General features: G+C 52.0%; 15 protein-coding genes. 12 read left to right on the top strand and 3 right to left on the bottom strand.

Annotation, left to right across the window (positions count from 1 at the left end; genetic code table 11):
* The first annotated feature begins 36 nt into the window (after nucleotides 1–36).
* The 5 genes from JIN82_RS17305 to JIN82_RS12550 all read left to right on the top strand — a co-directional run bounded on the left by JIN82_RS17305 (nucleotide 37) and on the right by JIN82_RS12550 (nucleotide 2,683).
* Entirely contained in the window at nucleotides 37–702 is a 666-nt protein-coding gene (locus tag JIN82_RS17305) for an aminoglycoside phosphotransferase family protein (protein WP_200312000.1), read from the top strand.
* 122 nt (nucleotides 703–824) lie between these two features.
* The gene (locus JIN82_RS12565) at nucleotides 825–1,340 is read left to right on the top strand and encodes a hypothetical protein (protein WP_200311999.1); all 516 of its coding nucleotides are present in this window, start codon (nucleotides 825–827) and stop codon (nucleotides 1,338–1,340) included.
* 174 nt (nucleotides 1,341–1,514) lie between these two features.
* Nucleotides 1,515–1,742, top strand: a complete 228-nt coding sequence (locus tag JIN82_RS17740; protein WP_200311998.1) for an addiction module protein — start codon at nucleotides 1,515–1,517, stop codon at nucleotides 1,740–1,742.
* Nucleotides 1,739–2,044 (top strand): type II toxin-antitoxin system RelE/ParE family toxin, encoded by a 306-nt coding sequence (locus tag JIN82_RS12555; RefSeq protein ID WP_200311997.1) that lies wholly within the window; start codon nucleotides 1,739–1,741, stop codon nucleotides 2,042–2,044. The genes JIN82_RS17740 and JIN82_RS12555 overlap by 4 nt, the downstream gene beginning before the upstream one ends.
* Before the next feature lie 126 nt (nucleotides 2,045–2,170).
* A complete protein-coding gene (locus JIN82_RS12550; protein WP_200311996.1) occupies nucleotides 2,171–2,683 on the top strand; it encodes a hypothetical protein in 513 nt (170 codons plus the stop codon).
* A 320-nt stretch (nucleotides 2,684–3,003) separates the two neighbouring features.
* Here JIN82_RS12550 and JIN82_RS12545 read toward each other — a convergent pair whose 3' ends face one another.
* The 3 genes from JIN82_RS12545 to JIN82_RS12535 all read right to left on the bottom strand — a co-directional run bounded on the left by JIN82_RS12545 (nucleotide 3,004) and on the right by JIN82_RS12535 (nucleotide 5,161).
* Nucleotides 3,004–3,306, bottom strand: coding sequence for a hypothetical protein (locus JIN82_RS12545; protein WP_200311995.1), 303 nt, complete (start codon nucleotides 3,304–3,306; stop codon nucleotides 3,004–3,006).
* Between the two features lie 79 nt (nucleotides 3,307–3,385).
* The gene (mazG, locus tag JIN82_RS12540) at nucleotides 3,386–4,183 is read right to left on the bottom strand and encodes a nucleoside triphosphate pyrophosphohydrolase (RefSeq protein WP_200311994.1); all 798 of its coding nucleotides are present in this window, start codon (nucleotides 4,181–4,183) and stop codon (nucleotides 3,386–3,388) included.
* A gap of 54 nt (nucleotides 4,184–4,237) precedes the next feature.
* Nucleotides 4,238–5,161 carry a rhomboid family intramembrane serine protease gene (locus tag JIN82_RS12535; RefSeq protein ID WP_200311993.1) on the bottom strand — a complete coding sequence of 308 codons (924 nt, stop codon included), beginning with the start codon at nucleotides 5,159–5,161 and terminating at the stop codon, nucleotides 4,238–4,240.
* 138 nt (nucleotides 5,162–5,299) lie between these two features.
* Here JIN82_RS12535 and JIN82_RS12530 point away from each other — a divergent pair, with 138 nt between their 5' ends.
* The 7 genes from JIN82_RS12530 (at nucleotide 5,300) to JIN82_RS12510 (ending at nucleotide 12,015) form a co-directional block, all read left to right on the top strand.
* Nucleotides 5,300–6,664, top strand: a complete 1,365-nt coding sequence (locus tag JIN82_RS12530) for an LptF/LptG family permease (protein WP_200311992.1) — start codon at nucleotides 5,300–5,302, stop codon at nucleotides 6,662–6,664.
* A gap of 92 nt (nucleotides 6,665–6,756) precedes the next feature.
* A complete protein-coding gene (rpsU, locus tag JIN82_RS12525; RefSeq protein ID WP_200311991.1) occupies nucleotides 6,757–6,981 on the top strand; it encodes a 30S ribosomal protein S21 in 225 nt (74 codons plus the stop codon).
* Nucleotides 6,982–7,714: 733 nt separating this feature from the next.
* The gene (locus JIN82_RS17300) at nucleotides 7,715–7,927 is read left to right on the top strand and encodes a hypothetical protein (protein WP_234041999.1); all 213 of its coding nucleotides are present in this window, start codon (nucleotides 7,715–7,717) and stop codon (nucleotides 7,925–7,927) included.
* Nucleotides 7,928–9,106: 1,179 nt separating this feature from the next.
* Nucleotides 9,107–9,319: a hypothetical protein gene (locus tag JIN82_RS17295; RefSeq protein ID WP_234041998.1), complete on the top strand. Its 213-nt coding sequence runs from the start codon at nucleotides 9,107–9,109 to the stop codon at nucleotides 9,317–9,319.
* 288 nt (nucleotides 9,320–9,607) lie between these two features.
* Nucleotides 9,608–9,811, top strand: coding sequence for a hypothetical protein (locus tag JIN82_RS12520; RefSeq protein ID WP_200311990.1), 204 nt, complete (start codon nucleotides 9,608–9,610; stop codon nucleotides 9,809–9,811).
* Between the two features lie 107 nt (nucleotides 9,812–9,918).
* The gene (locus JIN82_RS12515) at nucleotides 9,919–10,584 is read left to right on the top strand and encodes a YqjF family protein (RefSeq protein WP_267906537.1); all 666 of its coding nucleotides are present in this window, start codon (nucleotides 9,919–9,921) and stop codon (nucleotides 10,582–10,584) included.
* A gap of 99 nt (nucleotides 10,585–10,683) precedes the next feature.
* Nucleotides 10,684–12,015: an alpha/beta hydrolase family protein gene (locus tag JIN82_RS12510; RefSeq protein WP_200311988.1), complete on the top strand. Its 1,332-nt coding sequence runs from the start codon at nucleotides 10,684–10,686 to the stop codon at nucleotides 12,013–12,015.
* The last annotated feature ends 186 nt before the right edge of the window (nucleotides 12,016–12,201 follow it).

Genomic DNA, 12,201 nt, shown 5'->3' with positions numbered 1-12,201 from the left:
CGCGTTTTTAGACCAATGGGGTACTGGTCAAAAAGTGTGCACGAGTTACTACAGTTTCTTAATCATTCAGGATTTGAGTATGCTCCTGATTTCATAGGTGTTGACGAAAAATCTAATCGTGAGTGCTTAAGCTATATTGATGGAGAGGTTGCTCTACGTCCTTGGCCGAGTGTCCTTCGCACACTATCGGGACTTGAACAGATTGCCCGAATGCTGAAGCAATATCATCAGATAGTAGTTAAATTTGAACCTATTGGTGCTAAGTGGCATCTTGCAGATCGTGATACTACAGACTCATGCATTATTCGGCATGGAGATATTGGTCCATGGAATATGGTGTGGATGGGAGATCGATTGGTTGGTGTGATAGACTGGGATTTCGCTGAGCCTGGGACAATCCTAGAAGATTTAGCACAAGTAGCTTGGCATTGTATCCCTCTTAAGCCTCCAAGGCGATCAACCGAAGCTGGAGTAGCTTCAGAAGACATAGAGGAACGTTTTGATTTCTTTTGTAGAACGTACGGTGTGTCTAAAGAATTAGTTTTACAAAATATATCAATAATACACGATCAGGAGATAGATCGTATGAAGACACATGGGGTTAAGGGTGTTGAACCTTGGGCAACTTTTTTAGAGCGTGGAGATTTGGAGGTTGTGATAGAAGACTCCCTATGGCTTAGACAGAGGTACAATTTGGTCTAACAATATGCAGAGCCCAACCGCTTCCCCGCCGAATTAATGACGTTTATGACCATTTCAATCCAAACCCAAAAACGTCGCACGCTGAGCGGTCAGCGGCTGGTGAACTTTACGTTATCCAAAAAATGAAGACCAAAACTCAAGCGGCGACACTCTCGCTCTTATTGCTCACTTTTTCTTCTAGTTTGCAATGGGCTGCTGAAGTAACCGAGAAGGATACCGGCGGCATAAAAGGAGTTAAAAAAGCACCAGCTAAACTTGATCCAGAGATTGTTCGCTTGCTCCCATATGCTGAGCTTAAGAACAACTCGCTGTTTAAAGCTAACGCTGATGTTATAGAGAAAGTAGTTCGAGAGAAAAAGGCAATAGTAAGTAGAAAGCAATTTGAGCACTATTGCGGCAGCCCTGATGGAATTGCAGTGGATGGCAACCGTACTATGACGGTATATTTTTACACAGAATATTTTTTTGAGCCTATTGGTGACGACGGCAAGAGAACGTGGGAAGAAATGTGGGTGATGTATGTTTCTTTCCGCAACGGTAAGCTGGAGTCATTGGGGGTTAACGAGGCGTCGGTTAATGACCATTCCAAGTTTCGTAAGCTAAAGCCTGAAAAATTTCCCAATATAAATAAGGGATAACAAGATGCAGTAGCCAATCCCTGACCCGCTCTGATATTTGACAGAGGGGAAGGGTTTTGATGTAGGTTTCTGCAATGCATGGCTTTGAGTCTCTGATGGTCAGGGCTTGGTGCGCTATGACCTTGGGCGATAATAAGAATTGGCGCAGTAACCATTACGCTGTACAATCATAACATGCCAACGATAGCTGAATTAGAACGTGAAGTGATGAAACTTCCTGATGACCAGAGAGTTGCGCTAATTCATCGTATTTTGGAGACATCCGACTCTACTGAGGGAGAGGATGTTGCGGTCCTGTGGAGCGATGAAATTGTAAGGAGGATTGAGCTCTTGGACAAAGGTCTGACGCAAAGAATCCCTGCATCCGATGTTTTTCGTGAATTGGATCAGAGGTGGGCATGATTTCTGTCGAATTAACATCTGAGGCCAAGGGGGATCTATTTGATGCCGTCGACTACTATGAGGATCAAGAGCGAGGACTTGGTCGACGCCTTAGGGACGAAGTTGCAACGATTTTGAACACAGTTGCTTCGGCTCCTTATCTATGGCGCGAAAGGGCAGCAGGATATCGGCGCGTCAATTGCCCCGTTTTTCCCTACTACATAGCTTACGTTATTCGTGATGGCATTCTGGTAGTTGTCGCTATTGCCGCGAGCAGCCGTAGGCCTGGCTACTGGCACGGAAGACTGGGCGAGAAAAAATAGACCCAACAAGGCGCAGCACCCAACCGCTTCCCCGCCGAATTCCTGACCTTTATGACAATTTTAATCCCAACCCCAAAACGTAGCGCGCTGAGCGGTCAGCGGTTGGTGTGCTAGACGTTCGCTCAAATGAAGAAGCTCTTACTAATTCTATCACCCCTCGTGACAGCAAGTCTTCTCTACGGAATTCTCTATATTTACGCATACTACAACGATGATCTTGATGACATTAGTGGTCATTCAGCAACCGCAGATTATCCACCTGCAGCTGAAAGGTCATTGTTACACCTAATCCTAAAGCCTACGGCGCAGTTACATCAACATCGTCTAGCTATAGAATCGGCTCAAGACCTCGACGGCACCTGGATTATTTCAGAAGATGAAGCTCACTCAGGTTTACCTAATACGCTAACGATCACATATCTATCCGATAACCAGATTACAATCAGCCCTTCTATTTCAGCGCAAAACACCGAGTATACTACTTTTGCGGTTACACGTTGGATTACACCTGACTTTCCTACTGCTATTCACACTAATACTCCCATAAATATAGCCATCTATTCTGATGAAGAGATTAGTATCCAAACACCAGATATGGATGTATTTGGTCTAGGCGCTATGTACAAACGCAAGCATTGACTCTAGCGAACAAGATTAGATGAGAAGGCGTCAGCGGGGCTCTAGCTCCGCGTGATACACTTCTCACCTATGACTACCTCGACTCAGATTACTATTGGCATCGACCTTTGAGACCGTTCGCACGCTGTATGTGTTATTGATGTAGCTGGCACCATCCTAGAAGAATTTAAGCTGCGCAATGAGCGTGAGCATTTGAGCAAGCTCTCTAAAAGATTCCTGGGGGCCGTTATCGCCATGGAGGTGGGGGCTTACATAGGGCTTGTGCCGAAACGATGCTAGATTTTCTAGCTAGATTTCCAGCTGGGGGTGGCTGAGTGAGCTTAGATGAAGTCGGCTTCGGAGTCGTCGACGAAGCCATTTTGGGTGAGGATGTAGACGGCTTTGTCGATCTTTTCGATGGGATCGGTGAGGGCGAATTTGAGCAGGATGAGGCTCACGGCGCCGTCGGTTTCGGTGAAGTGGAAGCTGCTGGCGTGGTCGGTGAGCTTGAGCACGGCTGGCTGGTCGCCGCTGGCTGGTTCTAGCTGGGCGTCTACGCTGTTGTTTTGGATTTTTTCAACGAGCTGGTTAGTGGAGATTGCAGGGCTTCCTTCTTTTGGGGAAAATGAGACATCCATGATCATGGCCGTAGTAGTAGAGTAGTTGGTTTGTTAGTAGGTGCTTATTTCCAGCTAGCTGGAGGGCACGCTTAGTGAGTGAGGATTATTTAGCGGCTTGCCATTGGGCTTCCATGGTATCGAGGTCGGCGTCATCTAATGACGTGCCGTTATTTTCCAGCGCGAGCTGCATTTTGGTGAATCTGTCTTCGAATTTTTGGTTGGCGGCTTCGAGCAATATCTCTGGGTTGAGTTTGCGTTTGCGCGCGAGGTTGACGACGGAGAAGAGCAGGTCGCCGAGTTCTTCTTCGAGGCGCTCACCGCCTTCTGCGAGGACTTCTTCAGTCTCGGCGAGTTCTTCACGGATTTTGTCGACCACACCGGCGTCATCTGGCCAGTCGAAGCCAACTTTGCCGGCTTTTTTTTGTAGTTTGGCGGCGCGCAGCATGGCGGGCAGTCCTTTGCCGGTTTCGTGCAGAAACCCTTGTTGGGTGGTGAGGCCTTTTTCTTGGCGTTTGATTTCGTCCCACTGCTTGAGCACGGCGTCTGGATCGTCGGCTTGGCTGGTGGCGTAGACGTGTGGGTGGCGACGGATGAGTTTGTCTGAGATGCCGCGGGCGATGTCGTCGAGGTTGTAGCGTCCGTCTTGCTCGGCGATTTCGGCGTGGAAGACGACTTGCAGCAGCAGGTCACCGAGCTCTTCTTGCAGGTGGTTCCAGTCTTGTCGTTTGATGGTGTCTACGGTTTCGTAGGCTTCTTCGATGAGATGGGGAACGAGGGTGGCGTGAGTTTGCTCGGCATCCCACGGGCAGCCGCCTGGTGCGCGCAGCCGGTGCATGATGGCGCGCAGTCGTTGGATTTGTTTGCCGTCTTCAGCGCATTGGATCATCTCGTCGTCGGTCATGACTGAGAGATAGTGGCAAGCTGGCTGGGATTCAAGCGGTAGAATCAGCTGGGCTTATTTCTTTTGTGACGCTTGGTCTAGTTTTTTGCGTTCTTCAGCGGTGAGGCTTTGAAATCCTTGCTCGGAGATTTTGTCGAGAATGCCGTCGAGTTCGTCATCATGGTGGAGGTCGATGATGGTGCGCGGTTTGATTTTTTTCTCGCGCACTACTTTGGCATCGCGGATGCCAGGACGGCGCCAGCGGGATTTTGTGCCTCCAGCTGGGCGGCGTGGGCCACCACCGGTGCGGTCGATGAATGCCAGCCAGTGTGGATTTTTCATCATGATGAAGCCGAGGATGGCGCCGCCGAGGTGGCCCGCTTCGCCGCCGGAGTTTCTGCCGTCGGTGAGCACGATGAAGAGTGAGATTGCGAGGATGCCGAGCGCAAAGGTGCGCATTTTCATCGGGATAGGTGGGAAGATGAGCATGATGCGCTGGTCTGGCGCAATGACGGCTACGCCAAGCAGGATGCCGTAGATGCCAGCTGAGGCGCCAACTAGTGGAATGTAAGCGGCCTCGTAAATGGTGCCACGGTACATGAATGGGGTGTCGCCAAATTGACCCAGCTGGAAAAGGAGGCTGTAGAGCAGGGCGCCGCCGCAGCCAGCGATGAGGTAAAAGAAGAGGAATTTTTTGCTCTGCCACCAGTGCTCGACAAAGGCGCCAAACATGTAGATGGCAAACATATTAAACAGCAGGTGGGACGGGCTGGCGTGGAGGAACTGGAAGCTGAGGATGCGCCACAGCTGACCATGCTGAAAGAAGGTGGCGACGCTGAAGTGGCCTTTGAGCGCGAGCCATTCGCCGAGGTTGGCATTGGCCATGCCGAGGAAGTAGACGGCGATGTTGAGAATGAGCAGCCATTTGGTGACGGGAGCACCGTCTAGGCGCGACATGAAGCTCGGGCGTGCGGATTGGTAAATGGGCTGCTGCTGCATACGCGTGATTTCTAGCACAGCTGGAATGGTGGTGCAAGAGGGGGGAAATTTTTCCCCTCAGCCAGCTAGTAGCGGAAAGCGCTAGCTGGGCTCTAAAAGGCCTCGACAAATGGCTAGCGGGCGGCACACACTGCGCGCATGTCAGCTCTACTAAAACTGCTGCGAACAATGCTCTGGCCGGTGATTACTATCGCGCTAGGTATTGGCTTGTCGCTGTGGATTGTCCCTCAGGAGCTGGCTTCAGTGAACGAGCAGATTACCGTATTTCCAGAATCTGACATTCGTGGCCACATGCTGCGTCCGTATTTGCTGGTTTTGCTGTTTTTCTTGCCGGCGATTGCGGCGGTTTTGTATCGATTTGCTGACACCTTGGATCGCTATCTCTCGAAGCAGTTTTTTAATGCCTTTGCGTTGGTTTTCATCAGCCTGCTGAGTGTGTGGTTATTGATGGATTTTCAAAACCACCAATCTGAGTTTCGCGACAGCGGCCAGCCGCTAGAATACGCGCGGCGGTTTTACACCTCGCAGATGCCTGCGGTGATTGTGCTGATTTTGCCCTACGCGCTGATGCTTTCCTTGCTCTTGGCGCTGGGGCGTCTCTCGCGCGGTCGTGAGATTGTGGCGATGATCCAGACGGGACGTGGTATTTTCCGCATCACACTGCCGCTGCTAGTGGTGGGCACCATGTGCTCGCTGGTGTGTCTGATTTTCAACTACCACCTAGCGCCGCTGGCGTCTGGATATAAAGATGCTATTCTCGATGAAGCTACTCAGCGCAAGGCTAGCCGAGCGCGCTCAGTATTGTACCCGAACGTGGCGGATAACCGCGAGTGGTATGTGGGTTTTTTCCCTTATGATTTTGATAAAGGCCTGCCGCTGGAAAATATCCTCGTCACCACATTTGAAGCCAATGGTGGTGCGCCCGTGCTGCGCATGTCCGCTGAGTCAGCCCACTGGGACCGCGAAACTCGCTTGTGGGAATTCCGTGGCACCAACTTTGTAGACCTCAGCTCACGACCTGTGCCAACCAAGCTGGAGGCACCAGATCCATTTTATACCGATTGGCGTGAGTCGCCGTGGCAGATCATCAAACCTGGCCTGAAAGAAGAGAACATGGGCATTCCCGATCTCAACAGCTGGCTGAAGGAAAATGAAGGGCTCGAGTGGGCAGATACCCTGCCTTATCTTACGCAGTGGCATTATCGGTGGTCGCAGCCAGTCATCTGCCTCGTCATCATCATGCTGGCTACACCTCTGGGCGTGGTCTTTACCAGACGTGGACTGGGTGGCGGTGTCGCCGTGGCAGTGATGCTCTGCGCAGGCATGTTGTTTTCATCCACCTTCTTTTTGACCTTTGGTGAATCCGGAGCCATGCCGCCAATTTTAGCTGCTTGGTTTACCAACATCTTATTCACATTTGTTGCTGTTTATTTGTTCCGCAGGCGCATTACCGGACGTCCAATTTACCAAAGTATTAAAAAGTTATTGCCCGGAGGGGATTAATTGAGCTTTCGGTCTTGACATATCTAAATTTCGCTCCTAATTTCCGCCCCCCTTCCACAGGGAGAACCCAAAAATTTTTAGAAAACGATATTATGCGTGGAGTAGAACTCAAAAAAGGAGAACCAGTAGATCGCGCTCTCAAGCGCCTTAAGACAATGCTTGACGGTGAAGGCATTCTTGAAGAAATGCGTCGTCGCCGTGCATTCGAATCTGTCGCTAGACGTCAGCTTCGTAAGAACCGCACAGCAGCTAAGCGTCACAACATCCGTTGGCGTTTTGACTCAAAGAAGCTTAAGCCTGAGTCAGCTGAAGCCTAAGATTTCCAACCGGGTAATCCCCGTGGAAAAGTAAATTTTCTGACAGCCATCCAGCTACCAGCTGGATGGCTGTTTTTTTGTGCCCAGCAAGTAGCAGCTCATTGATTAACATTTGCGAAATGAATGGGCGGCATTTTCCCCAGCTAGCCGCGGACGGTGATCATAGTAGGTCGCGCTGACCGCGGAGCGGTGGGCTAGCGAAGCCATGGGATCGGCCAAGGAAAAGGTAGCCGAAGAGTCGTGCAGGCACCTTGTGGCGGAACACACGAGCTGGAAATTTCTTCCAGCTAGCGCTTGGTTCCTAGCTAGCGATTTGTTCCAGCTAGCCGCGGAGCGGCGACCTATCGAAGCCCTGGGCACCGCCCAGGGTTAGCTAGCCAAAGAATGGAGGAGCCACAGCGTGGCGGCCACACACCAGCTAGCGGTTTGTACCAGCCAGCGCTTGGTTCCAGCTAGCGCGGACGGGAATCATACGAGGTTCAGCTAGCCGCGGAGCGGCGACCTATCGAAGCCCTGGGCACCGCCCAGGGTTAGCTAGCCGAAGAATGGAGGAGCCACAGCGTGGCGGTCATACGTCAGCTAGCGGTTTGTTTCAGCCAGCGCTTGGTTCCCGCTAGCGCGGAGCGGCGACCTATCGAAGCCCTGGGCATCGACCAGGGTTAGCTAGCCGAAGAATGGAGTAGCCACATCGTGGCGGCCATGCGCCAGCTGGCTGGTTTGTTCCAGCCAGCGTTTGGTTCAATTTTCCCTCGGGGAAATCGTCCTCTCGGCATGGGACCCACGGGTGGCGCTCGCTGGGCTCGCTGACCCGCGGCTAAAATCCATCAGCCCTTCGGGCTGGCCAGCTAGATGGATGTTCCCGCTAGCCGCGGAGCGGCAATCATACGAGGTTCAGCTAGCCGCGGAGCGGCGACCTATCGAAGCCCTGGGCACCGCCCAGGGTTAGCTAGCCGAAGAATTGCGGAGCCACAGCGTGGCGGCCATCCACCAGCTAGCGGTTTGTTTCAGCCAGCGCTTGGTTCCTAGCTAGCGATTTGTTCGAGTTAGCCGCGGAGCGGCGACCTATCGAAGCCCTGGGCACCGCCCAGGGTTAGCTAGCTGAAGAAAGGAGGAGCCACAGCGTGGCGGCCATACGCCAGCTAGCGGTTTGTTTCAGCCAGCGCTTGGTTCCATTTTCCCTCCGGGAAATCGTCCTCTCGGCGTGGGATCCACGGGTGGCGCTCGCTGAGCTCACTTACCCGCGGCTAAAATCCATCAGCCCTTCGGGCTGACCAGCTAGATGGATGTTCCCGCTAGCCGCGGAGCGGCGACCTATCGAAGCCCTGGGCATCGCCCAGGGTTAGCTAGCCAAAGAATTGCGGAGCCACAGCGTGGCGGCCATACGCCAGCTAGCGGTTTGTTTCAGCCAGCGCTTGGTTCTATTTTCCCTCCGGGAAATCCTCCTGTGCGCCGTGGGATCCACGGGTGGCGCTCGCTGGGCTCGCTGACCCGCGGCTAAAATCCATCAGCCCTTCGGGCTGGCCAGCTAGATGGATGTTCCCGCTAGCCGCGGAGCGGCAATCATACGAGGTTCAGCTAGCCGCGGAGCGGCGACCTATCGAAGCCCTGGGCACCGCCCAGGGTTAGCTAGCCGAAGAATGGAGGAGCCACATCGTGGCGGCCATGCACCAGCTGGTGGTTTGCACCAGCCAGCGCTTGGTTCCTAGCTAGCGATTTGTTCGAGTTAGCCGCGGAGCGGCGACCTATCGAAGCCCTGGGCACCGCCCAGGGTTAGCTAGCCGAAGAATGGAGTAGCCACATCGTGGCGGCCATCCACCAGGTAGCGGTTTGTACCAGCCAGCGCTTGGTTCCATTTTCCCTCCGGGAAATCGTCCTCTCGGCGTGGGATCCACGGGTGGCGCTCGCTGAGCTCACTTACCCGCGGCTAAAATCCATCAGCCCTCCGGGCTGGCCAGCTAGATGGGTGTTTCAGCTAGCCGCGGACGGGAATCATACGAGGTTCAGCTAGCCGCGGAGCGGCGACCTATCGAAGCCCTGGGCACCGCCCAGGGTTAGCTAGCCGAAGAATGGAGGAGCCACAGCGTGGCGGCCATACGCCAGCTGGCTGGTTTGTTCCAGCCAGCGTTTGGTTCCATTTTCCCTCGGGGAAATCGTCATCTCGGCATGGGACCCACGGGTGGCGCTCGCTGGGCTCGCTGACCCGCGGCTAAAATCCATCAGCCCTTCGGGCTGGCCAGCTAGATGGATGTTCCCGCTAGCCGCGGAGCGGCAATCATACGAGGTTCAGCTAGCCGCGGAGCGGCGACCTATCGAAGCCCTGGGCACCGCCCAGGGTTAGCTAGCCGAAGAATGGAGGAGCCACAGCGTGGCGGCCATACGCCAGCTGGCTGGATGTTCTCCCTAGCTAATATTGGGCTAGCTAATGGGGTGGGGCACAGAGTTTCAATGCAAAGGTCTGAAAACTGAAAACTGAAAACTGAAAACTGAAAACTGAAAACTGAAAACTGAAAACTGAATCCTTATTTCTGCTAGATGCGAAATATGATGTGTTTTATAATAGAAAGCGGTCGCTTCGAACGCTATCTTCAAGACCTGTGAAACCCAACACATCTAGAAAGCTCATGCCATGTTAGTTATAGACATATTTTTTGTAGTCGTTGTGGATTTTCTATTTTGGACTGTTTTCAGTCTGATTGGGCATGTCTTTGTTAGGATTGTGACTCTCAACAAGGTAAAGCTAGATTGGGGGAAAGAGTCTGGATCGGAGGCATTGATGTCGGTTGTTATTGGCATCTTTGTTCTTCTAGCAATTATCCTAATGATGTATTAATTACCCCTCAAAAAATGCATCCATCGCTAAAAGAAATCGATCACCGACCTTGGCCATTGCCAGCCAGTCCATGGAAGTGGCGGCAGTCATAGTTAGATTTAGCGTTTCTGCACTACACTGTGGCCAATCAAGAGCTAGAGAAGAGATTGCCCGCAGGCGTCGAGTTAGATTTATATGAAGGCACCGCGTGGCTTGGTCTGGTGCCATTCATGATGTCAGGAGTGATGCGACGTCCATTTCCTGACATGCCGTATTTCTCAGCATTTCCTGAGCTGAACCTACGTACTTATGTAGTGGTCGACGGCAAACCCGGAGTGTGGTTCTTCAGTCTAGACGCCCATTCATACCCCATCGTCATTGGCGGTAGAGCCCTTTACAATTTACCCTATCACTACGCGCAGCAAAAGCTGTCTAAACTAACGGATGGGCATGAGTTCCAAAGCCAAAGAAAGAGCGACAGCGTCAGTTTTCACGCTAGATATAGACCGACAGCAAAAGAGTTTTTTGCGATACCGGGAACGTTTGAGCATTGGGCCACAGAACGATATTGCCTGTATTCCATGTCAGGTGATAGAGAGCTTCAACGTGTAGATGTTCACCACGTGGCATGGCCTCTACAAAGTGCTGAAGTCGAAATATTCAGCAACGACATCATTGACGCGACTGGCATTCCTGTTAGCTCCGATATTCCCAGATGTCACTACTCCCGAGGCGTTCATGTCGTCTCATACGAAAAGCAAAGTTGTGGCGAGAAGGTTGATATGTCTGTTTAACGATGTCGTGGACGCATGTTCGTTAGTTTGTTTGTGCGCTTTTTAGTTGGCTGGTTAGGCTGAATGTATTCGAATGAAGATTCGTTATTTGTAATATATATGTCTATTTATTCGGGTGTTGAAGGGGTGAGTCGTATCTATCGCATAGGGTTGGTGCTTGTCGCTTGTTGGGCATTGCTGACCTCTACACCTGCGCATGGCAGCTCGGACGAGTGGAGGACTTGGACGAGTAAAGCTGGTAGTCAGCTGGAAGCCAAGCTGGTGAAACGAAGTGGCGACCAGCTAGAGTTGCAGCGTCGTTCAGGAGGAAAGCCAGTGATTTTGAAACTGAGCCAGCTGTCAGCTGATGACCAGCAATACGTGCGTGAGCTGCCTGAGCCTGAGGAGGAAAAAGGTGCCACCAGCGTATCAGGAGTGGATGCTGAGCCGGGTGTTGTTAGCGGTGAAATCAAGTGTCTATCAGAATCTCGCTGGAGCTATTATTTATATCTACCTGAGAGTTTTCATACGGCTCGCGAGTGGCCGGTGATGTTGATCATGTCGCCCGGTGGCGGCAAAACCAGCAATCCAATGAACCGTTATCGTGAGGTGGCTGATCGTTTGGGCGTGGTCCTCGTTCTATCCGTACAGTCGAAAAATGGCTTTGGTGAAAGTGGCTTGTGCAATACGACAATTCTCAATGACGTTTACGATAGGCTGCCGCTGCATTCTAACTTGGCTATGACGACTGGGTTTTCTGGCGGCTCACGCTGTGCCTATCTGGTAGCTGAGCTAGATAAGCGTGTCGCTGGTGTGTTAGCCTGCGGGTCTGGCCACGGTATCTACCCTGATAGTGGACCTGCACGGTCAGCTAAGCTTAGAAAATCAACCTATGTATACAGTCTGATAGGGACCAACTGCTTCAACCGCTCTGAGGCGACAGTGACTCACAACTTATTGTCTAAGAACTTCAGGTTGAGGTTCTTTCCTAGCGGTCACTCATGGGCTGGATCTCCCTATATCGAGGAGGGAATGGCTAGGTTGTTAGGTGAGGCATTTATGGCTCACCGTAGCTCTACGGAAAAATCCGACCGCGATCGATATTCCAAAGTGATGTGGCAGTGGACGCAGGAGATGGTAGACGATCAACCGTGGGAAGCTCATGGCTGGGCTGAGTTTTTGGCCGACTTTGATGGCGACAGCCAGGTGAAGTCCGACGCAAAATCACTAGCTAACAAGCTGGCTGGAAATGACAAAGTCAAACAGGCGCAGCTGGCGGAAAAAGATATCATCAAGTTTGTGAGCAAGCATTATAACAAATACATCGCGCTTGATGTCGAGAAGAAGCCCAATAGCTCCAGAGCAGCTGAAGGTGAGAAGTTAGCTGATAAATATCCAGGGCTGCCACACGCCGAGTTGCTAGAAAAGCTAGCTGCAAAAATTGGTAAGTAGCGCGAGTACGGTCCACCGGCCTGCATGGCTGGTGAAGGATACAGGGAGATGCGAATGGTCGCATTGCCAGATTGCCGAGTTAGCTTAGGGAATTGCGACACCGCTCTCTAGCCATCAGCTGCGTTATAATTAGCGCGAGAACGCATGTTTGTTGATTTTGTTGGGATTTTAGTTGGCTTAGTTAGG

This window comes from Persicirhabdus sediminis, from assembly GCF_016595495.1.
GTDB lineage: Bacteria > Verrucomicrobiota > Verrucomicrobiia > Verrucomicrobiales > Akkermansiaceae > Persicirhabdus > Persicirhabdus sediminis.
This window is presented reverse-complemented; position numbering and strand designations above follow the sequence as displayed.